General features: G+C 56.7%; 21 protein-coding genes and 1 tRNA gene. 9 read left to right on the top strand and 13 right to left on the bottom strand.

Going from position 1 to position 20,087, the window contains the following annotated elements; genetic code table 11:
* Positions 1-41: 41 nt before the first annotated feature.
* From iadA to fabD, 8 genes are all read right to left on the bottom strand, one after another.
* Positions 42-1,208, bottom strand: coding sequence for a beta-aspartyl-peptidase (iadA, locus tag ACR0LZ_RS03010; RefSeq protein ID WP_480748291.1), 1,167 nt, complete (start codon positions 1,206-1,208; stop codon positions 42-44).
* 316 nt (positions 1,209-1,524) lie between these two features.
* Entirely contained in the window at positions 1,525-2,685 is a 1,161-nt protein-coding gene (mltG, locus tag ACR0LZ_RS03005) for an endolytic transglycosylase MltG (protein ID WP_480748290.1), read from the bottom strand.
* The gene (gene fabF / locus ACR0LZ_RS03000; RefSeq protein ID WP_480748289.1) at positions 2,686-3,951 is read right to left on the bottom strand and encodes a beta-ketoacyl-ACP synthase II; all 1,266 of its coding nucleotides are present in this window, start codon (positions 3,949-3,951) and stop codon (positions 2,686-2,688) included.
* 336 nt (positions 3,952-4,287) lie between these two features.
* Complete coding sequence (locus tag ACR0LZ_RS02995) at positions 4,288-5,031, bottom strand: 1-(5-phosphoribosyl)-5-[(5-phosphoribosylamino)methylideneamino]imidazole-4-carboxamide isomerase (protein WP_480748288.1); 744 nt, start codon at positions 5,029-5,031, stop codon at positions 4,288-4,290.
* 123 nt (positions 5,032-5,154) lie between these two features.
* Entirely contained in the window at positions 5,155-5,694 is a 540-nt protein-coding gene (locus ACR0LZ_RS02990; RefSeq protein ID WP_480748287.1) for a GNAT family N-acetyltransferase, read from the bottom strand.
* Positions 5,695-5,837: 143 nt separating this feature from the next.
* Positions 5,838-6,071 carry an acyl carrier protein gene (locus tag ACR0LZ_RS02985; protein WP_480748286.1) on the bottom strand — a complete coding sequence of 78 codons (234 nt, stop codon included), beginning with the start codon at positions 6,069-6,071 and terminating at the stop codon, positions 5,838-5,840.
* Positions 6,072-6,276: 205 nt separating this feature from the next.
* Positions 6,277-7,014, bottom strand: a complete 738-nt coding sequence (fabG, locus tag ACR0LZ_RS02980) for a 3-oxoacyl-[acyl-carrier-protein] reductase (RefSeq protein ID WP_480748285.1) — start codon at positions 7,012-7,014, stop codon at positions 6,277-6,279.
* A gap of 57 nt (positions 7,015-7,071) precedes the next feature.
* Positions 7,072-8,010 (bottom strand): ACP S-malonyltransferase, encoded by a 939-nt coding sequence (fabD, locus tag ACR0LZ_RS02975; protein ID WP_480748284.1) that lies wholly within the window; start codon positions 8,008-8,010, stop codon positions 7,072-7,074.
* A 158-nt stretch (positions 8,011-8,168) separates the two neighbouring features.
* Here fabD and ACR0LZ_RS02970 point away from each other — a divergent pair, with 158 nt between their 5' ends.
* Complete coding sequence (locus ACR0LZ_RS02970; RefSeq protein WP_480748283.1) at positions 8,169-9,386, top strand: cytochrome b/b6 domain-containing protein; 1,218 nt, start codon at positions 8,169-8,171, stop codon at positions 9,384-9,386.
* A gap of 81 nt (positions 9,387-9,467) precedes the next feature.
* Here ACR0LZ_RS02970 and ACR0LZ_RS02965 read toward each other — a convergent pair whose 3' ends face one another.
* Positions 9,468-10,040: a YceI family protein gene (locus ACR0LZ_RS02965; protein ID WP_480748282.1), complete on the bottom strand. Its 573-nt coding sequence runs from the start codon at positions 10,038-10,040 to the stop codon at positions 9,468-9,470.
* Between the two features lie 127 nt (positions 10,041-10,167).
* Complete coding sequence (locus ACR0LZ_RS02960; RefSeq protein ID WP_480748281.1) at positions 10,168-10,686, bottom strand: hypothetical protein; 519 nt, start codon at positions 10,684-10,686, stop codon at positions 10,168-10,170.
* Between the two features lie 272 nt (positions 10,687-10,958).
* Between ACR0LZ_RS02960 and rpsF the strand changes: the two genes are divergently transcribed.
* The 6 genes from rpsF (at position 10,959) to ACR0LZ_RS02930 (ending at position 14,776) form a co-directional block, all read left to right on the top strand.
* Positions 10,959-11,312 (top strand): 30S ribosomal protein S6, encoded by a 354-nt coding sequence (gene rpsF / locus ACR0LZ_RS02955; protein ID WP_480748280.1) that lies wholly within the window; start codon positions 10,959-10,961, stop codon positions 11,310-11,312.
* A 28-nt stretch (positions 11,313-11,340) separates the two neighbouring features.
* Positions 11,341-11,568, top strand: coding sequence for a 30S ribosomal protein S18 (gene rpsR / locus ACR0LZ_RS02950; protein WP_005608650.1), 228 nt, complete (start codon positions 11,341-11,343; stop codon positions 11,566-11,568).
* A 13-nt stretch (positions 11,569-11,581) separates the two neighbouring features.
* On the top strand, positions 11,582-12,193 hold the full coding sequence (rplI, locus tag ACR0LZ_RS02945; protein ID WP_480748279.1) for a 50S ribosomal protein L9: 612 nt from the start codon (positions 11,582-11,584) through the stop codon (positions 12,191-12,193).
* A 162-nt stretch (positions 12,194-12,355) separates the two neighbouring features.
* Positions 12,356-12,847: a transglycosylase SLT domain-containing protein gene (locus ACR0LZ_RS02940; protein WP_480748278.1), complete on the top strand. Its 492-nt coding sequence runs from the start codon at positions 12,356-12,358 to the stop codon at positions 12,845-12,847.
* Between the two features lie 268 nt (positions 12,848-13,115).
* Positions 13,116-13,817: a helix-turn-helix transcriptional regulator gene (locus ACR0LZ_RS02935; RefSeq protein ID WP_480748277.1), complete on the top strand. Its 702-nt coding sequence runs from the start codon at positions 13,116-13,118 to the stop codon at positions 13,815-13,817.
* A gap of 95 nt (positions 13,818-13,912) precedes the next feature.
* Positions 13,913-14,776 (top strand): acyl-homoserine-lactone synthase, encoded by an 864-nt coding sequence (locus ACR0LZ_RS02930; protein ID WP_480748276.1) that lies wholly within the window; start codon positions 13,913-13,915, stop codon positions 14,774-14,776.
* Positions 14,777-15,162: 386 nt separating this feature from the next.
* Here ACR0LZ_RS02930 and tig read toward each other — a convergent pair whose 3' ends face one another.
* The 3 genes from tig to ACR0LZ_RS02915 form a co-directional block, all read right to left on the bottom strand.
* On the bottom strand, positions 15,163-16,494 hold the full coding sequence (tig, locus tag ACR0LZ_RS02925) for a trigger factor (protein ID WP_480748275.1): 1,332 nt from the start codon (positions 16,492-16,494) through the stop codon (positions 15,163-15,165).
* A 190-nt stretch (positions 16,495-16,684) separates the two neighbouring features.
* Complete coding sequence (locus ACR0LZ_RS02920) at positions 16,685-17,785, bottom strand: porin (RefSeq protein ID WP_480748274.1); 1,101 nt, start codon at positions 17,783-17,785, stop codon at positions 16,685-16,687.
* Positions 17,786-18,238: 453 nt separating this feature from the next.
* Positions 18,239-18,325, bottom strand: a tRNA-Leu gene (locus ACR0LZ_RS02915).
* A 142-nt stretch (positions 18,326-18,467) separates the two neighbouring features.
* On the opposite strand from ACR0LZ_RS02915, the gene ACR0LZ_RS02910 reads away from it, so the two are divergent.
* Both ACR0LZ_RS02910 and lipB read left to right on the top strand, forming a co-directional pair.
* Entirely contained in the window at positions 18,468-19,124 is a 657-nt protein-coding gene (locus ACR0LZ_RS02910; RefSeq protein WP_480748436.1) for a DsbA family oxidoreductase, read from the top strand.
* 45 nt (positions 19,125-19,169) lie between these two features.
* On the top strand, positions 19,170-19,853 hold the full coding sequence (gene lipB, locus ACR0LZ_RS02905; protein WP_480748273.1) for a lipoyl(octanoyl) transferase LipB: 684 nt from the start codon (positions 19,170-19,172) through the stop codon (positions 19,851-19,853).
* The last annotated feature ends 234 nt before the right edge of the window (positions 19,854-20,087 follow it).

Genomic DNA, 20,087 nt, shown 5'->3' with positions numbered 1-20,087 from the left:
TCCAGTCCTGAAGCGGGCAGCCGCCAGAGCCGCGCGGACGCTTATACCTGTTCATACATGCCGCGCCGGGCTATCTGGCCGTTGCGGACATGCCATTCCCCCCGTGCCATCACATGCCGCACCCCAAGGTTTTCGTCAAGAACCACCAGATCAGCGTCCATATGCACGCCCAACCGTCCCTTGCGGCGCAGTTTCAGCAAATCGGCGACATTCGAGGTGAACGGCGCCAGCGCCTCGGCCAGCGGCACCCCCATTCCCACCAGCGCGGCCAGCGTTTCCGGCAAGGTATCCGACAGGCCGATGCCAAAACGGGTCAGGTTCCCTTCGCGGTCAAAGGCAGGCAGGCATCCGCCGCCATCCGAGCTGATGGAGAACCGCTCCATCCGACCGCCCGCGTCGCGAAACCGCACAAAAGCCTCCGCAGCCGAAATTCCGGGCTCGACATGATCATCGGGAAAGGCGGTGGCATCAATGTAACAGCCATGCCGGGCCAGCGCCACGGCCTGCTCGAACAGCGGTTTGTTGCGGTTGACATGGGTCGGGTTGAACACCCGCGCAGGGATTTCGGACGTGGCAATCGCCTGTTCCAGCATCGACAGCCCCCGCTCCCCATCGCCCATGTGGCAATGCACGATCCCCGCCTTGCCGGTCATCAGCCCGGCCACATGCGCCTCGCTGGCGATGCGCAGCACCTCGTCCAGCGTCGGCTGGCTCGAGCGGTGATCGCTGATCGCCAGCTCCCCCACCCCGATCACCGGATCAAGAAACACGATGTCGCCACGCGCCGACCCGGTCAGCGTGGTCAGCGGCACATGATACCCCCCGGTATGACACCAGGCAGAAAGCCCTTCTTCGCGCAACCCATAGGCCTGCTGCACCAGCGTCTGCGTATTCCGCGTCAGGTCATCCGTACCCAGAACCCCGACAACCGAGGTCACCCCGGCACGGGTAAAGGCCGACAGCATCATCGGCGGCACCCGGCTGGCCGGCCCGGTTTCGCCGCCACCCCCGGTGATATGCGCATGCGCATCGATCAGCCCCGGCACAACCGGCGCGCCCTCGGCATCCATCACCTCGGCCGTCAAAGCTTCCGGTATGTCGGGCAGACCCGCTCCCAGATAGACGATGCGCTCTCCGGCGATGACGATGTTGCCGATGCCAACCGGCTCGGGACTGTGGATCAGGGCGTTCTTGATGACGGTCAGCACAGGTCAGGTTCCTTGATGAGGGTGGCAGCAAAAACTCTGCGTCACCTCTGACAGTTCGATTGGGTTTTGGGAAACGTTAAAGCAAAGTGACCCGCCCATTGATGATCAGATTTTGAAAAGTCCTGATGCAACCGACCGCATTGGCAAGGTTGCATCCCCCGGATCCGGCTCCGCCGGTCTCCAGTGGCGCGACGCAACGCAGACGGGCAAAGACGCTGCCCCGTCGAAATCGATCCATCAGACTGCCTGGGACTTGTACATTTCGCACAACACGCCCCCGAAAACCTGTACATTTCGGACAAGTCGGACAAGCGGGTCAGTCGCCCTCGCTCTTCCGCTGAGCCTCGATCTCGCGCCATTTGGCGACGTTGCGGTTGTGTTCCTGCAGTGTTTCGGCAAAGGCATGACCACCCGTTCCGTCAGCCACGAAGAACACGTATTCCGTCTTCTCCGGCGCCACTGCGGCCTCAAGACTCGCCAACCCCGGATTGGCAATAGGCGTCGGTGGAAGGCCATCTATAAGGTATGTATTCCAAGGTGTTACGCGGCGAAGCTCGCTTTGTCGCAACCCGCGCCCCAGGCTGCCCTGACCCTTGGTGATCCCATAGATCACGGTCGGGTCCGTCTGCAGTTTCATGCCTTGTTCCAGGCGGTTGACGAACACACTCGCCACCTGCCCCCGCTCTTCCGGAACGCCGGTTTCCTTTTCGATGATCGAAGCAAGGATCAGCATTTCTTCCGGCGTCTCGATAGGCAACCCATCTTGCCGGGCCTCCCAAACCGCGTTCACCCTAAGCTGCTGTTTTTCCACCATTTTAGCAAGAACCTCGGCGCGGTTCGTCCCAGGCGTCACCTCATAACTGTCCGGTGCCAACATCCCTTCGGCCGGCAGTTCCCCGACCTCGCCGTCCAGCACGTCCATCGCCTTGAGGGCCTCGACAACCTGCCATGACGTCACGCCCTCGGCCATCGCAATGCGATAGCGGGTATCCCTCTCGGCGCGTTTTTCTGTATATTCTTCAGGTACTTGACCTTCAGCGGGATCGAACTCGGCAATCTCGACAAACTCCAGCGTGGCCGGGTCCAGTTCCCGCACCTCGGTCTGGGTCCGCGTCACGCCAATCCGATACACGATTTCGGTCCCGCATGTGCTGGCCCCGCTGCGCGTGATCTCCTCGACAATCTGTTCCATCGACGCACCTTCGCGGATCAGAAAACTTCCCGCCTTAAGGTGTTGAGATTTATCGGAATAATCTGACCCCAAGCGGAAGATTGTGCCACTGGTCACCGCGCCCTGCTGTTCCAGATCACGGCTCACACGGGTCATGTTCGACCCACTGGCAACCCGCAGGCAGATGGCCGTATCCAAAGGTCCTTCAGCGGTATACTGCGACTTGCCCCACAGCACGACCCCAGCGGCCAGGAACATGCCCACCGCCAGAACAGTCAGCATGTTCGAAGCCAGACCCCGCCACATTTAGTTGGCCTTTCCGAAGATCACACTCGCATTTGTGCCACCGAACCCGAACGAGTTCGACAAGGCAACATCGATCTTGCGCTCGCGCTTGGCGTTCGGCGCCAGATCAAGCGGTGTTTCAACGGCCGGGTTTTCCAGGTTGATCGTCGGAGGTGCGACCTGATCGCGGATCGCGAGGATCGAGAAAATCGCCTCGATCGCCCCTGCCGCGCCCAGCAAATGCCCAGTGGCCGATTTGGTCGACGACATGGTCGCCTTTGCCGCGTGATCCCCCAGCAGACGCTCCACCGCTCCAAGTTCGATCGTGTCCGCCATGGTCGAAGTGCCATGCGCATTGATATAGTCGATGGCCGAAGGCTCCAGCCCGGCGCTCTTCAACGCAGCGCGCATCGAACGTTCGGCACCATCACCGTCTTCGCTAGGCGCCGTGATGTGATAAGCGTCGCCAGACATGCCGTAACCAAGCACCTCGGCATAAATCTTGGCGCCGCGTGCCTTTGCGTGCTCATATTCCTCCAGCACCACAACACCCGCGCCCTCGCCCATGACAAACCCGTCGCGATCAACGTCATAAGGACGGCTGGCAGCTTTGGGGTTGTCCGCATACTTGGTCGACAGCGCCTTGCACGCGTTGAAACCCGCGATTCCGATTTCGCAGATGCAGCCTTCGCCGCCGCCCGCAACCATCACATCCGCATCGCCAAGACGGATCAGCCGGCTGGCGTCTCCGATGGCATGAGCACCGGTCGAGCACGCCGTCACGACCGAATGGTTCGGTCCCTTGAATCCAAAGCGGATCGACACCTGACCCGACGCTAGATTGATCAGCGCACCGGGGATGAAGAACGGCGACACACGGCGTGGGCCGCGGTCCTTGATCAGGTTGGCGGTTTCCGCAATCGATCCGAGCCCACCGATGCCCGACCCGATCATGACACCGGTACGCAGGCGTGCATCCTCATCCTCGGGCAGCCAGTCGGCGTCCTTGCACGCCATTTCGGCTGCAGCGATCGAATACAGGATAAAGTCCTGGATCTTGCGCTGTTCCTTGGGTGGCATCCAATCGTCGGGATTGAATGTTCCGTTCGTGCCATCACCGCGAGGTACTTCGCAGGCATAGGTCGTGGCGACTCCGCTTGCCTCGGCGTCGAATAAGGTGATCGGGCCGGCACCTGACTCTCCGGCCAGCAGCCGCGACCAGGATTCCTCGACCCCGCTGGCCAAAGGTGTGACCAAACCAAGACCGGTTACAACGACTCTGCGCATAGACTATGCCTCTTGCCTGCTTCCTGTTTGAAAACCGCTCATACCCCGGCCAAGGGGATGGGGGCAAGAGCGAGCATTCCTTTACAATCAGCGTTTTTCAGCCACTTGGCAATCGCAGAGCTCTGATGAACTTACCTCAACACGCACCAGAGCAAGCGACTTCGCTGAACGGAACAAGACGTGCTCACCTCAAAACAGGTTCGATCTGAGGACCCGCCTCATCAATACCAATCCGACAGGTCGTCTTCCAAATGACGACCGAATTTCGCTCAATGCCAAAGGAACGCCAACCCGGAATGCTGCGTGGCAGCAATTTCGGGATGGCGCGGAAGTTTCTTATTGGAAATCAGCAACCGGTTCATGCGCAGACTGGGCGACAGCCAGCGCTTCGGACAGATCCAGTGTTTTGCGGAACAACGCTCTACCGACCATCGCGCCTGCGATATTGTGAATATACGCAAGACGCGAGATATCGTCGACCGAACGTACGACGCCGCTGGCGATGACGGGCGTCTTTGCCTCGGACGCCAGACCGGAAATCAGGCCCAGCTGCGCCTCGACGTCGACCATGTCGCTATTGATATCGGTCACCAGGATCGCTGCAAACGGCGTATCAGTGAACGCTTGGATAAAGGCTTCCGGCGTCCAGACACTCTGACTGCGCCAACCTTCGGTCATCACATAGCCCTGCCACACATCGACCGCCAGAACGATCTGGTCAGGATGGCGGATTGCCAGATCCTTGACCGTGTGTGGATCGCGCGCCGCAAACGTACCAAGAACAACGCGCCCCACGCCTTTGTCGATCCAATGGTCAACATTCTCGCGGGTCCGCATGCCACCGCCCAGCTGAACCGGAACGCCGACCGCGCGAATGATCTCTTCGATCAGTTCGGCATTCTCGTGACTGCCTTCAATCGCATCGAAATCGGTCACGTGAATCCATTCCGCACCGGCCTGAGCCCAGCTGCGCGCGGTCTCGACCGGATCGACATGCCACAGCATCGCCGAATCCAGCCGCCCCTTTTCGAGCGTCACGCAGCGCCCTTTTTGCAGTTCCATCGTGGGATAAATGATCATGAGCCTGTTCCTCTGCTCAGTCGTCGTGGAAATCGAGCATAGCATATCGCAGAGAGAATCGCAGTCATCTCACAGGATCGGCATCGTTTGCGCCATTTGCGGCGCACGGGCGAAAAATGCGTTTCACATCACGGCTGGCGGCCCATTGCGGCGAAACAGATTCACCAGCGTTCCGCTATACTCGGTTTCGCGCAGCGGCTTGTAACCCAGTTTTTCTACCAAGTTGCGGGATACTTCGTTGGCGACGTCCACCAATGCAACCAGCGGGCCGGGGATCACCCTGTCAAACCAGTCATGAGCGGCCTGCGCGGCCTCGTATCCCAACCCCTGGCCTTGAGCTTCTTGGGACAAAACCCAACCTGCTTCGGGGAACCGGTCGAAATCTTCGCCAAGGCAACGATTGCTGTAGAAAAAGCCTGTCTGCCCGATCATCCTGCGGGATGCTTGCGAAACAACCGCCCATTGTCCGAAACCAGTCATCTGCCAGTGACCAGCATTGCGCAGAAACGCATCCCAGGACTCGCCGCGCGTTCGCACCTCGCCACCGATAAAGCGGACGACCGTGGGATCGCTCCAGATTTCCGCAAACCGCTGAAAATCCTCAGGTCGCATCGCACACAGCGTCAAACGTGCCGTATTTATCATCGGGATGGATCGTTTCATGTCCTGCCCGTTCTGTTTTTTTGCCTCAGGAACGAAAATTGCTGGCGGTGCAGGCGTTACGCAAGACGGAATCTGCATCGGTCAACAAAAAACGGCGCCTCCGTTGCACGGAAGCGCCGTTTTTTTGGGGTCACTCGAAAAGCTTAGGAAGCTTCGGTGATGAATTTTACGGCGTCGCCGAAAGTCTGGATGGTTTCGGCCGCATCATCCGGGATTTCGATACCGAATTCCTCTTCGAAAGCCATCACCAGTTCCACGGTGTCAAGGCTGTCTGCACCCAGATCGTCAATGAACGACGCGTTCTCGATGACTTTGTCCTCTTCAACACCCAGGTGTTCAACAACGATCTTTTTTACGCGATCTGCGACGTCGCTCATGTCTATTCCTCATTCCTTCAGGGCGCTTTGCCCGGTTCTGCCCTTGCCCGATCGGGCGGCTTTGATATGCCCGTTCCGGGCGGTTTGGGTCCCGGAAACCCCGGGGATTCGAGGACCGACCATCGGATCAGCCCTAACAGATACGCGCCGCCTATAGCACAGACAACGCAGGAGGCAAACGCTTTCCGCCTGCCACCGCCTGCGCCTACAACATGGCCATACCGCCGTTCACATGCAAGGTGCTTCCTGTTACATAAGCCGCTTCGGGGCTGGCCAAGTATAGAACTGCCGCAGCGATTTCTCCCGCCTCGCCCATTCTGCCCATCGGAACCTGCTGTAACAGGCCTGCTTTCTGGTCTTCTGTCAGTTTTTCCGTCATCGCGGTGGTAATGAACCCGGGGGCAACGGTGTTCACGGTGATTCCCCGTGATGCAACCTCATGGGCAATCGCCTTGGCAAGCCCGACCATACCGGCCTTGGACGCAGCATAGTTGGCCTGCCCGGGATTCCCGATGGACCCGACAATCGACGAAATGTTGATGATCCGGCCCCAGCGCGCCTTCATCATGCCGCGAAGAACACCTCGGCACAAACGCATGGTCGCGTTAAGATTGACATCAATGACGCTGTCCCATTCAGCATCCGACATTCTCATGAAAAGGTTGTCCTTGGTTATTCCGGCGTTGTTGACGAGTATGTCGACCGACCCCATGATCTCGGCTGCCTGTTTCGGCAACGCAACCACGGCGTCAGAATCTCCGAGATTGCAAGGCAGAACATGGGCGCGTTCGCCAAGTTCGTCAGCCAAGGCTTGCAAGGGCTCGACGCGAGTACCTGATAGCGCCACTGTTGCGCCCGCGTTGTGCAATGCGCGGGCGATTTCCCCACCGATACCGCCCGAAGCTCCTGTGATCAGAGCGTTTTTGCCCGTCAAATCAAACATGATCATCCCCTTATTAGACTGCATGTCTTTTTCATACAGCTTTCGTTCCTAAAACTGTCAGGTGTCGCCCGCTGTGATTTTGTTCACGTCATCGGGTGTTCCGACTGCATTGGTCGCAAGTACCCGGTCGATTTTGCGGATCATCCCCGACAGGGCTTTGCCCGCCCCGATTTCCCATAGTACGGTAACACCATTCGCCGCCATGTATTGTACGCTTTCCCGCCAACGCACAGATCCTGTGACCTGTGCGACCAAGAGCTGGCGGATCAGGTCGGGATCAGTCACAGCCTCGGCCCGCACATTGGACACCAGCGGGACGGTGGGCGCCTTGATTTCCACATCGGCCAGGGCTTGGGCCATCACATCCGCCGCAGGCTGCATCAAGGCGCAATGGAACGGGGCGCTGACAGGCAGCATGATCGCGCGCTTCGCGCCCATTTCCTTGGCAATCTCGGCGGCGCGTTCAACGGCCGCCTTGGCGCCGGACACCACGACCTGTGTCGGGTCATTGTCGTTTGCCGCTTGACAGACCTCGCCCTGGGCGGCCTCATCGGCAACCTCGCGCACCGCATCCAGATCCAGCCCAAGAATGGCCGCCATCGCTCCTTGGCCTACCGGCACGGCACTTTGCATCGCCAGCCCGCGCGTACGCAGAAGGCGCGCCGTATCGGATAAGCTCAAGGCTCCTGCCGCGGCCAGCGCCGAGTATTCACCCAACGAATGACCGGCGACAAAGGACGCTTTTGATACCGGGACTCCTTCGGCCTCCAACGCGCGCATGGCTGCCATCGATGTGGCCATCAGCGCGGGCTGTGCATTCTGCGTCAGTGTCAGTTCGTCAATATCGCCTTCCCAGATCAGCGTGCTCAGCTTTTCTCCCAAAGCCTCGTCCACTTCATCAAAGACGGCCCTTGCAGCCGGATAGGCATCAGCCAGCGCCTTGCCCATTCCGATCGTCTGGGCGCCCTGCCCCGGAAAAACGAATGCGATTGTCATTGCGACCTCTTACCTGACGTTGGGTTGCCGCGCGGTGTAAACTGCACAGGCGCGCGGCACAAGCTCTGCATAAAGACACGGAACCTGTGCGCTCTAAACAGTTGCACCTCGAGACGCGTCACATAGGTTTTCCACAAGACTAGCAGGAGAGCCGCACAGTGCCTTTTACCAACTCGTCGAGCCAATATGGAAGTATTGCCAAAACTTTCCACTGGTTGATCGCGTTGATGATTCTGACCGCCATTCCCTTGGGATGGGTCGCAAGCGAAATGGCCAAGGACGTCTATGATCCGTCCGTTCAAACCACGATCGAGGACATTAGCCGTACCGTAACCGTGTTTTCCATCCACAAAACGCTGGGCGTTTCAATCTTGTTCCTGGCGCTCGCGCGAATCTTCTGGGCCTTGACCCAAACCAAGCCGGGCTTGCTGAACGCGGATAACAAACCCGAAGCTTACGTAGCGGAACTCGTGCATTGGGTACTTTATGGGGCTTTGGTTCTGGTCCCGTTGACCGGCTGGATGCACCACGCCGCCACCGAAGGTTTTGCCCCGATCGTCTGGCCGTTTGGGCAAAACCTGCCATTTGTGCCCAAATCCGAATGGCTTTCCAGCTTGACTGGCCGGCTGCATTGGATATTTCAGTGGGTTCTGGTTGTTGCCGTGGGGCTGCATGTGCTTGGCGCTTTCAAGCACCACGTGATCGACCGGGACGGCACATTGCGGCGCATGTTGCCCGGTCGGCCCATCGCCCCCGAACCGCCACAACAATCGCACAGCCTGCTGCCTGCCGCTACTGCTGTAGTCCTTTGGGCGACCGCACTGGGATATGGCGTCTGGAGTGGTGGTCAAGCCGCTGAACCGACGCCCGCCTCGAACCTCGCCCAGGTGCAATCGGACTGGCAGGTCGAAAGCGGGACACTCGGGTTCACGATCACACAGATGGGAAATGCCATCAAAGGCGGGTTCGCCGACTGGAACGCATCCATCACATTTGAAGATCCGGCGCAGTCTGGCCCGGCGGGGACCGTCAACGTGACGGTCTCGATCGCGTCCGTGACCATCGGTTCGGTTACCGACCAGGCAAAAGGCCCCGATTTCTTTGACGCCGCCAACTTCCCGACCGCGACATTCCAAGCCGAATTGTTCAAGACAGAGACTGGCTATGAGGCGCGCGGACCTCTGACAATCCGTGACCAGACTCACGACGTAGTATTGCCGTTCACACTTGATCTAAAGGGCGACCAGGCGACCATGTCCGGGAAACTGGCGCTTGACCGCATGCAGTACGGGGTCGGTTCGAACATCAAAGATGAAGCGTCCCTGAAATTCGAGGTTGATGTAGACATTGAATTGACCGCACACCGTTCGCAGTGACAACACGGCTGAGCCAAGATTGGTTACCTAAAAAACGGCGGCCATGCAGGCCGCCGTCTTTTTTTTGGAAAGGGTAGATCCTTACTCGACCTTCTGCGCCTCGACCGAAATTTTGATCTCGACTTCATCGCTCACGTAGGGCGCGAACATACCCAGGTTGAAATCCGAGCGCACAACTGTTGTGGTTGCATCGAACCCGGCCCAGGGCTTGCCAGCCACCGGATGCTCACCCAGCTGGTTCAGCGTGGCATCCAGTTCGACCGGTTTGGTGACCCCGTTCATAGTCAGCTCGCCCACAATCTTGGCCGAATTCTCGCCAGTGATTTCAATCCCTGTCGAGTTGAAGGCAATCATGTCACCCTCCTTGGCGCCAAAGAAATCGCCCGACATGAAATGTTCTTCGCGTTTTTCCCATCCAGTAAACATGGACAGGACCGGCATCGAGACCGAAACACTTGATGTTGCGGGGTTTTCGGGGTCGAACAAGATCTCGCCCTCGAACCCCGAGAACATGCCGGTCGTGGTCGAGAACCCCAGGTGGTTGTAAGTGAAAACCACCTGGCTGTGGCTTGCATCCAGAACATATTTGTCGGCAGTCGCCAGCGCCGATGTCGCGGTCAACGCCAAGACGGCGGCAAGAAGGGTCGTTTTCATAAAGTCTGCTCCACGTTAAGACGATGCGACCAATCGGGCCGCCCATCAAACGAAAATGTGCCGCCCCAGGGCGGCACACAATCTTCGAATTTTCACAGAACCTGTTAGAGAATGAACAGAGGCAGACTCACGCAGCGATTGCAATGGATCCGCTCAACTGTCCCTTGAGCGCATTCGCGACTTCTTTCGACGCCAATGGAAGTTTCATCAAAAGGCTACCATCGAGATCGAACAACTCCACCTGCTTGTCCGAAAAGCGGGCGCCGCCCAGTGTTTCATAACCGCGACGCAGCACGGTGTGCGGACGGCCGTTTTCGTTTTTCTGCAGAACCCGCACTTCGCGACGGATCGGGTCGAAATATGCGTCGGGGCGATCGTTCACATGCTTAAGGGTCAGCAAGGCTGTTCCCATTGCCAGAACCAGCATCGATGGAACCGCCTTGAAGGGCAACATGTCGGCATCGAAAGTCGAACCCGGCATAAACCAAAGGGCTAGAACACTGACGATCATCAGCAAACCGATCGCCTTGAGCAGCACAATGCGCGCAGGCCAGTTCGGAGCGAATGTGATCTTGACCGGCACGGCTTTGTCAAAGGCCGACACGGTCATCGGCTGCGAGAATGTGTTGGTCTGGGTCGCGGTCATCGGTCTCAAGGTCCTTACAATGCGGTTACTCTTATGCGGTTCAACTCGCGGTAGTCAGAATTTCGACTGAAAAAGCGTCAGCAATTGGGCGCACGCAGGGTATTTGGGCGGCGGGGTGGTGACATTATTCGGGACTTGTCCCTGACGCTCAAACGTGTATATGGGGCCATCCTTTCGCAGTGATTTGTGAACCGCGCAGCCTCTCGTGGCAGGGTCGCGAAAGGGAAATGGCCCCGCCTATGAAATGCGCCTTGATATAAACAGGAGCACACATGCCGTTCTATGAGCATGTCATGATTGCGCGTCAGGACCTTTCCAACGCGCAGGCGGAAAGCCTCGTCGAACATTTCGGCACCGTCCTCGCGGACAACGGCGGCAAGATCGTCGACAGCGAGTACTGGGGCGTCAAGACGATGGCCTACAAGATCAACAAGAACCGCAAGGGGCACTATGCCTTCCTCAAGACCGATGCCCCCGCTGGAGCGGTCCAGGAAATGGAGCGCCTGATGCGCCTTCATGACGACGTCATGCGCGTTCTGACCATCAAGGTCGACGGTCACGAAGACGGCCCGTCGGTTCAGATGCAGAAGCGCGACGAACGCGGCGATCGCCGCGAACGCCGTTGATCAACGCCTGAGGAAAGGACATAAAACCATGGCCGCAAAACCGTTTTTCCGCCGCCGCAAGGTCTGCCCGTTCTCGGGTGAGAACGCGCCCAAGATCGACTACAAGGACACCCGTCTGCTTCAGCGCTACATTTCCGAGCGCGGCAAGATCGTCCCGTCCCGCATCACCGCCGTTTCGGCCAAGAAGCAGCGTGAACTGGCTCGCGCCATCAAGCGCGCCCGCTTCCTCGCCCTGCTGCCCTACGCCGTGAAGTAAGGAGAACAGGATCATGCAAGTTATCCTTCTCGAACGCGTTGCGAAACTGGGCCAGATGGGCGACGTCGTTGACGTCAAGCCCGGCTTTGCCCGCAACTTCCTGCTGCCGCAAGGCAAGGCGCTGACCGCGTCCGAAGCAAACGTTGCTTCTTTCGAATCCCAGAAAGCGCAACTGGAAGCCCGCAACCTTGAAACAAAGAAAGAAGCCGAAACGCTGGCTGAAAAGCTCGACGGCCAGCAGTTCGTAGTGATTCGCTCCGCATCGGATGCCGGTGCGCTTTATGGCTCTGTTACGCCGCGTGACGCGGCGGACGCTGCCACCGAAGCAGGTTTCTCGCTGGACAAGAAACAGGTTGCCCTGGTCGCTCCGATCAAGGAGCTGGGTCTTCACACCGTCGCGGTCATCCTGCACCCGGAGGTTGAAGTGGCAATTAAGCTCAACGTAGCGCGTTCGGCTGAAGAGGCCGAATTGCAGGCTTCGGGCAAGTCGATTCAGGAATTGGCCGCTGAGGAAGAGGCTGCCGCCGAATTCGAGATCTCGGAATTGTTCGACGACATCGGCTCGGCCGCATCCGAGGATGAAGGTCTTTCCGCCGACGAAGAAACTTCTTCCGACGCTTCCTGAGACTGAACTCAAAAAACCTGAGGGCCGCGCATTTATGCGCGGCTTTTCTTTTTCTATATCGGCGGAAAAAGGACGACGTCGGCGGGAAACAGCACACAAAATCACAGAGGTTTGCAGCGACAAAGTCCTCCGCTTATACGGTTTCCGATACGGAGGTGCCCGATGACAAACCTGACACGCCGGACAATCCTGTTTGCGTTATGCTCAACTGCATTAACTGCCTGTTCCGGTTCAGATGATCGGCTGAGCACCCGAAACCAGCAATTGAACCCTCCGCTTTATCCGAACGAAACGCCGGAATTACGGGGCCTGATCAATAAATGGGCCGACCATTATGAATTGCCGCGCGAGTTGGTCCACAAGCTTGCGATCCGCGAAAGCACCCACCGTCCTTGGGCGGTCAACAGGCCCTATTACGGCTTGCTGCAAATCTATCCGGCCACGGCCCGTACGATGGGCTATCAGGGGCCACCAAACGGGCTTTTGGATGCCGATACAAATTTGAAGTATGCGGGAAAATACCTGCGTGGCGCCTGGCTGTTGGCAGATGGCGATCAACACCGGGCAATACAGCTTTATGCCAAAGGCTACTACTATGAGGCGAAAAGGCGTGAGATGTTGGTGGAAACAGGGCTGGCCAAACCAAATACATGAAGGGGTGTCGCATAAGGCATTCAAGAAATTGACTTGGTGCGACCAGCCTAACTGACTATTTGGACTCCTTAAGTCTATTGGTATTAGGTGTTTCGGGACACTCCTGTCACAAAATGGACAAAGTGTTGCCGATCAAGCGCGCTTAATTCCTGATTATGATCAACGTACTTGTCTATATGACGCCATTTGACGCAACGTGCGGGCGTGGATATGGTAATAGCCGCAACTTGAACGGACAGATGCACCGTCCGCAGCCGAGGTGTGCAAGGTGAAGTTAATTGACTTAGCAGCGGTCGATCAAAAAGAAACGACCGCAAGTGAAATCATAGACTCCGTCTGTGATTTGCTTGGTTTTGACTTTGCCTCTTATGCGACCATGAATCCGATTCATGGTGATGTTCAGGGGTACGCAAACTATCCCGAAGAATGGAAGCATCACTATGCCCGGCAAGGCTTTCACCATTTGGATCCCACACTCTATCAAGCGGCATTGAGCGTGGCTCCCGTTGATTGGGGGCGTTTCAATCACGACGACAAATTCAACACGGTATTTCGCGACGCGAGTGATTTCGGCATTACAGATCGCGGCCTGACTGTTCCAATCCGCGGCCCCTATGGCGAATGCGGTTTGCTCAGCGTGACGCGCGACTGTTCTGACAGAGAGTGGGAATCCCAGATCAAGGATGTCATGGGAGAGCTGCAGATGGCCGCCGTACATATTCATGACACTGTGATGCGTTCGGGACTTCTGGCAAAGGCACTGTACCTGCCACCGCTGTCATCGCGGGAGAAGGAAATCCTGCAATGGGTCGCCGAGGGCAAATCCCAGCAAGATATCGGTGATATTCTCAGCATCTCGCACCGAACGGTCGAGGTTCACATGCGTTCGGGCCGGGACAAACTTGGTGCGTTGACCACTGCGCAGGCTGTCGGGCGCGCGATAAGTCTGGGCTTAATCTACCCCGGGTAAAAAAATTGAAATCTACGGGAATCCCCCAATAGATTTCATAGTCAAGTCTCTCTTAACCTAATTGTTACGGACAATAGAGATTAGAGGGGGATGACATGATCATTGTCATTGATGGGCTGAACGCACCAAAGTTCAGCTGTGTTTTGGACGAAATGTTCAAATTGCGCGCTCGCGTCTTCCAGGATCGCCTGGGTTGGGACGTGAAAGTCGAAGATGGGAAAGAGCGGGATAAGTTCGACAACCTGCATCCTGCACATGTTGTAAGCATCAACGATGATGGGGAAGTCGTTGGATGTATGAGATTGCTTCAAACGACCGGGCCACACATGCTGGCGGACGTCTTCAACGACATCCTTGATGGTGAGCCGCCCCTGCGAAGCGCGCAAATCTGGGAAGCGACCCGCTTTTGCGTCGACACCAACAAGTTGGGTCATGGACGTGGCAAGAATACTATTTCATATGTCACGAGCGAAGTTATGATCGGGTCTTTTGAATACGCACAAAAAGCAGGCGTTCTGGACGCTGTCGCTGTGATCGATCCGGTTATCAACCGCGTCCTAAAGCGATCCGGGAATGCTCCATGCGACTATCTCGGAACACCGAAACCAATGGGAAAAGTCACGGCTATGGCCGCCTTGATGGACTGCTCCGACGAACGGATCAACAGCATTAGGGAGTATGCTGGTATAGACCACGACGTCTTCCTAGAAGAAGAAGAGGCACTTACCCTGTTCCATGGTGCAACATCGAAAGATGTTACCAAACAGCATCCGGCGAACCGTGATCACCAACCGCTCAGCGTTCTGGAAAGGTATTTCGTCGAACAAATGAACTCGGCCCGAACCGAAAGTGAAGTCCAGGCAGTGCTCAAGCTCATTGAGGAGCTTTCGGACAAGTTCAGACCGGCGCAGAAGGAGGCGCTGCGACGAACACCCCGTGCTTTTGCTCAAAAGGCCTGACCCCCTCACCTTTTGAGACAGAAAGCCACTCAGGCGGAGCTGCCTTCTATACCCGGCGGCTCCGTCCCAAACCCCCCGTGCTTTTGTTGGCAAGACCTGACCCCCTCATCTTGCATATCAGAAGCCACCCAAGCGGAACCGTCGAATTACCGGCGGTTCCGCCCAAATTCCCCGGTGCTTTTGCCTGTGAGGCTCCCCCCTCGCCTCGCGGGATCAGAAGCCACTCATGCGGAGCCGTCTGTTTTTCGACGGCTCCGCCCAATTTCCCCGCGCTTCCGCGAACGAGGACCGACCCCCTCACCTCGGCCTGCGGAAGCTAAAAAAAACGGAGCTGCCAGTTTCCCGGCAGCTCCGTTTTTTAGTTTTCACGAGTGCCCGGAAGAGGATTATTCCTCTTCCAGCGCCTCTACGGCCTTTTGCAGATCGTCCTTGCTGACTTCCTTGTCGCTGACGTTGGCCAGTTCAAAGACATAGTCCACAACTTTGTCTTCGAAGATTGGCGCGCGCAGCTGTTGTTGCATCTGGGCGTTTTTCTGGATGAATTCAAAGAATTGGCGCTCCTGGCCCGGATATTGGCGCGCCTGCTGCATAATCGCCTGGGTCATTTCGGCGTCGGTCACCTCGACCTCGGCCTTCTGTCCCAAATCCGCCAGCAACAGGCCCAGACGTACGCGACGCACAGCCAGCTTCACATGTTCGTCGGTTGCTTCAATCTCACCGTGGTTGTGGTCGTGCACATCGGGGTTTTCTTCGTGCCACAACTGATGAGCGATCTGCTTGGCTTCTGAATCGACCAGTGAAGGCGGCAGATCGAAAGAGACGACATCGTCCAGTGCATCCAGCAGGCCGCGCTTCATCACTGCGCGGGCAGCACCAGCATATTCTGCCTCCAGACGTGTCGCGATCTGACCTTTGAGGGCAACCAGATCCTCGGCGCCGAATTTCTTGGCCAGTTCGTCATCAATCTCCGCGGCTACCGGTTCTTTCACCTCTTTGATCGTGCAGGTAAATACCGCTTCTTTTCCAGCCAGGTGCTCGGCGCCGTATTCTTCGGGGAAGGTGACGTTGACGTCTTTTTCCTCTTCGGCCTTCACGCCAACCAGCTGTTCTTCGAAACCGGGAATAAAGCTGTTGGAACCGAGAACCAACGGGTAATCCTCGGCCGAGCCGCCTTCGAATGCCTCGCCATCAACCTTGCCCACGAAATCGATGACAACCTGATCACCGTCCTTGGCTTTGGAGCCCTTGCGGCGTGATTTGAAGTTCTGTGCGGTTTCCGCCAGGTTGGCCAGCGCCTCGTCAATTGCCGTATCGTCCGCCTTGACCACCAGCTTTTCCAGCGCAATCGACTTCAAATCGACTTCGGGGATATTCGGAAGCGCTTCATAGGACATTTCGACATGAACGTCATCGCCTTCTTTCCAGTCCTCGTTGGTCATCTTGACCTCTGGCTGCAGCGCGGGGCGGTCACCGCTGTCCTCAAAATGCTTGTTCATCGCGCCGTCAATGGTTTCCTGCATCGCTTCGCCCAGCAGACGCTGGCCGAACTGCTTTTTCAGCAGCGCCATCGGCACCTTACCCTTGCGGAAGCCCTTCATCTCGATTTCCGGCTGCGCTTCTGTCAGCTTTTCGTTGACCTTATCGTCCAGCTCGGAAGCGGTGACGACGATGTTGTAGCCGCGTTTCAGACCTTCGTTCAGCGTCTCGGTAACCTGCATTATGGTAGTCCCCATAGGATTCGGGGCGCACGAAACCGCGCGCCAGGAAAATTTGATGCCTTCTATTTTGCCCGCCGCCCGCGTGCAAGGGTCATATCCCGAAACGATCCGGTTTCGGCACGATTTCTACCAACAAAAACGCCCCAACCTGGGCCGGGGCGCTAAAAACCTGCATTGTCAGGCTGCTAAATCAGAACTTCCAAAGAGCGCCTAAAACCCACGTTTCGTTCTTCTGGAATCCGGTGGTGCCGTCGTCGAAGTCGTGATTGCGGTATTTCAGGTACACATCGGTGTTGATGCTTTCGACCTTCTGAACCACGGCCACGCCCCAAGCTTTGGTGTCCGAGCCGTCATTTACGAAATCGGCCCCGCTATAATAGTCGACGCCAACACCGGTTTTACCCCAGGACACCCAGTCCCCTTCATAGGCAATCTTGCCATACCAATAACTGGGATCGCTCGCACCGGCGCTTTCGTCATCCCGTGTGCCTGCCGCAGCGGTGAAGCTCAGCCCGCTTGGTAACAGAACGGATGCAGACCCGATCGTATCTTTCCGGTCGCCCGAATTGTCGTCCCGTTCGCGTACGGCATAGGCGACGCCGGCGGAAAACTCGACACCACCAGCAAAGGTGTTTTCATAGTAGACCGCGACGTCGTAGTAATCGTCATCGTCGCTGGACGACAGAATGTTCTGCCCCCAGGCGACACTGGCTGAAAACCCGTTGAAATCCGGAGTGTCATAGCGAATGCGGCCGCGGCGGGAGCCGTCAAAATCATCACTGGTGTCGCCAATCGTGATACCGCTCAGCGCACCGCCCAATTCGCGATAGAAAAAGCCTGAGTTCTCGTCGTTCGTAAAGGAATATAGTGCCGTTCCGACATATGAGAGGTCAACCTCGGCGGCGCCATCCGAAGCCATGCTGCCTTGACCTGCAGACGCCCTGCCCCAGTCGCCTTTGAGCGAAAAGTCGACAAACCGGATATCAGTGCGGGTCCATCCACCGAAATCCGTACCCAATTGGCTCCACTCGGTCGAGTTCGGAAAACCCAAGGCCGATTCAAACCGGAACTGAAAGTCGTTAGCCCCGAATGGTTGGAAAACACGCAAGCCTACACGACTGTTCGACAGATCGTTGTCCAGCAAGCGGGTATCCGTCTCTTGCCCGTCATCAACGGAAATGATGGCAGGGTGCAGTTGTCCATACAACAGAACATAGCCGCCCGAGCCGTTCTCGTATTTCAGTTCGGCCGCAGCCGGAAATGCTGCAGTTGCAGCAACGAGCGCAGCCAATGATGTATTTCTTGAAATATCTAGCATAACCTTCACCATCCAGCGTTTTTGGTTCCTTTGTGTCATTCACTTGTGTGCAGCTGCAGAAAAAACCAGAGCGCGCCCGGAGAGGCTGTTTGAGAATGGCAAATCGGTCACATTCCTGCAGACATTTGCATATGAGTCTCTCGTGTTTTAAGGCGCTTGGTAGAAAAATTCATGTGCATCGAAAACGACCCCAAGAAAATTGTGCCGTATTACACATGCATTGAGCAAATACCAGGTCTGCATAGTTGCACACAAACTGGCGAAATCCCGCCGAGATTTTGACTTCCAACTAGAATTGAGCCAACACCTGAGATTGCGGCGGCGACAATGCAGAACACGTATTGAAAGAAGTGTAGGCTTTGCGTGAGCCTGCAAATCAGCAGGCCTTTGAATGTCCGCCTTCACACATTCAGGCAGTATTGCCAATGGTGCGGTCGAGAAGACTCGAACTTCCACGGGAGTTACCCCACAGCGACCTCAACGCTGCGCGTCTACCAATTCCGCCACGACCGCACGCCTGTGACTTGGTGAGGGGCGTATAGACGCTCATGCCAGCGATGTGAAGAGGCAAAAACACTTCAGTTTGATTTCTTGGCACCTTCACATATCTGGTAAGAAACCTGTATTCATACGACCGACAAAGGAGCGTCGATTGATAACTGCAGAAGACCGTCCAGTCATTCAGATCGATATTGTTTCGGATGTCGTCTGCCCGTGGTGCATTGTCGGGTTCAAACAACTTGAGAAAGCGCTTGCCCAGTCGGGTGCCATTGCCCGTCTGCGATGGCACCCGTTCGAATTGAACCCCGATATGGGACCCGAAGGCCAGAACCTGAGGGAACATATCATGGAAAAATACGGCTCGACCGCTGAGCAGAGCCAACAGGCGCGCGACAGACTTGCCGAGCTAGGGGCTGAACTTGGGTTCACCTTCAATTTCAATGAAGAAAGCCGGATCGTGAATACCTTCAAGGCGCACCAGTTGCTGGATTGGGCAGAAGGCGATGGTCAGCAGCATGCTTTGAAAATGGCGTTGTTCAATGCATATTTCACCGACCAAAAGGACGTATCCGAACTGACCATCCTGATCGCTACTGCACAAGCTGCTGGTTTGAACAGTCAAGCCGCCCAAGATGCTTTGGAATCAGGCGGACACAAGGCCCGGGTTCGCGAAAAGCAGCGTTTCTGGTCCAGCAGGGGTATTTCAGGCGTGCCCGCAATGGTGTTCGGAGGAAAATACCTGATGACAGGCGCGCAAGGTGTAGAAAACTATGGTCGGATCATACAGCGCTGCCTGACCGAAGCGGCCTGATCACTGCCCCTTTTACCCGCGGCCACATCGGGGTATTGATCGGCCATGGAATGGAAGATCTCAGACGGTTTGACCGACTACCGAGAGGCGGTCGAGTTCATGGAGCAACGCTCGTCGGCCATTGCGATGGGCGAAGCAAATGAATGCATCTGGCTGTTGCAACACCCGCCTCTCTACACGGCGGGCACCTCGGCAAGGCGCGAGGATCTTACCGACCCGAACCGTTTTCCGGTCTATGAAAGCAAACGGGGCGGCCAGTACACTTATCACGGACCTGGCCAGAGAGTCGTCTATGTCATGCTGGATGTCGGCAAACGCGGTCATGACGTGCGACAGTTCGTGAAGCAGCTTGAAAACTGGGTCATCTCGGCACTGGCCGAGTTCAATGTAACCGGCGAGATTCGCGACGGACGGGTCGGTGTCTGGGTTCGCCGGAGTGACAAGCCATTGACCGCTACTGGCCAAAACGCTGAAGACAAGATCGCGGCCATCGGGATCCGGTTGCGCAAATGGGTCAGCTTTCATGGCATATCGATCAATGTGGAGCCGGACTTGGAGCATTTCTCGGGAATCGTCCCTTGCGGCATTAGCGAATATGGAGTGACGTCGTTGGTGGATTTGGGCCTGCCGGTCACGATGGCAGACGTGGACAACGCGCTGATAAGGACGTTCGATGACGTTTTTGGCGAGCGTCCGATCCACGTATTAAAAGCGGACGCCGGTCTGTAAAAGCCAATTGACGACAACGTTCGGCACTGGTTCGACTCAGGTTGAGGTATTGCCCAATTCGCACCGAAAACTCCGGTCTGGAAAACAATCTGCAAAATTTGACGGCTATGTTTCGCGACCTGGAGAAAATTTTCCTTTGATATTGTCATCTAACGCGAGTTTTAATCCATTTTTTCAGAATCCCGGTGCGGACGTTCTCAAAATACCTTAGAGTGGAATCACCATTCGAAGAGT

Source organism: Ruegeria sp. CI1 (assembly GCF_056536925.1).
Note: the sequence above shows the minus strand (reverse complement) of the source record. Positions and strands in the feature narration are given on the sequence as shown.

Excerpts from the sequence above, each read along its gene's own strand:
- mltG (WP_480748290.1), bottom strand. The coding sequence starts at position 2,685 with ATGTGGCGGGGTCTGGCTTCGAACATGCTGACTGTTCTGGCGGTGGGC.
- fabF (WP_480748289.1), bottom strand. The coding sequence starts at position 3,951 with ATGCGCAGAGTCGTTGTAACCGGTCTTGGTTTGGTCACACCTTTGGCC.
- ACR0LZ_RS02995 (WP_480748288.1), bottom strand. The coding sequence starts at position 5,031 with ATGATCATTTATCCCACGATGGAACTGCAAAAAGGGCGCTGCGTGACG.
- ACR0LZ_RS02990 (WP_480748287.1), bottom strand. The coding sequence starts at position 5,694 with ATGAAACGATCCATCCCGATGATAAATACGGCACGTTTGACGCTGTGT.
- ACR0LZ_RS02985 (WP_480748286.1), bottom strand. The coding sequence starts at position 6,071 with ATGAGCGACGTCGCAGATCGCGTAAAAAAGATCGTTGTTGAACACCTG.
- fabG (WP_480748285.1), bottom strand. The coding sequence starts at position 7,014 with ATGTTTGATTTGACGGGCAAAAACGCTCTGATCACAGGAGCTTCGGGC.
- fabD (WP_480748284.1), bottom strand. The coding sequence starts at position 8,010 with ATGACAATCGCATTCGTTTTTCCGGGGCAGGGCGCCCAGACGATCGGA.
- ACR0LZ_RS02965 (WP_480748282.1), bottom strand. The coding sequence starts at position 10,040 with ATGAAAACGACCCTTCTTGCCGCCGTCTTGGCGTTGACCGCGACATCG.
- ACR0LZ_RS02960 (WP_480748281.1), bottom strand. The coding sequence starts at position 10,686 with ATGACCGCGACCCAGACCAACACATTCTCGCAGCCGATGACCGTGTCG.
- rpsF (WP_480748280.1), top strand. The coding sequence starts at position 10,959 with ATGCCGTTCTATGAGCATGTCATGATTGCGCGTCAGGACCTTTCCAAC.
- rpsR (WP_005608650.1), top strand. The coding sequence starts at position 11,341 with ATGGCCGCAAAACCGTTTTTCCGCCGCCGCAAGGTCTGCCCGTTCTCG.
- rplI (WP_480748279.1), top strand. The coding sequence starts at position 11,582 with ATGCAAGTTATCCTTCTCGAACGCGTTGCGAAACTGGGCCAGATGGGC.
- ACR0LZ_RS02940 (WP_480748278.1), top strand. The coding sequence starts at position 12,356 with ATGACAAACCTGACACGCCGGACAATCCTGTTTGCGTTATGCTCAACT.
- ACR0LZ_RS02930 (WP_480748276.1), top strand. The coding sequence starts at position 13,913 with ATGATCATTGTCATTGATGGGCTGAACGCACCAAAGTTCAGCTGTGTT.
- tig (WP_480748275.1), bottom strand. The coding sequence starts at position 16,494 with ATGCAGGTTACCGAGACGCTGAACGAAGGTCTGAAACGCGGCTACAAC.
- lipB (WP_480748273.1), top strand. The coding sequence starts at position 19,170 with ATGGAATGGAAGATCTCAGACGGTTTGACCGACTACCGAGAGGCGGTC.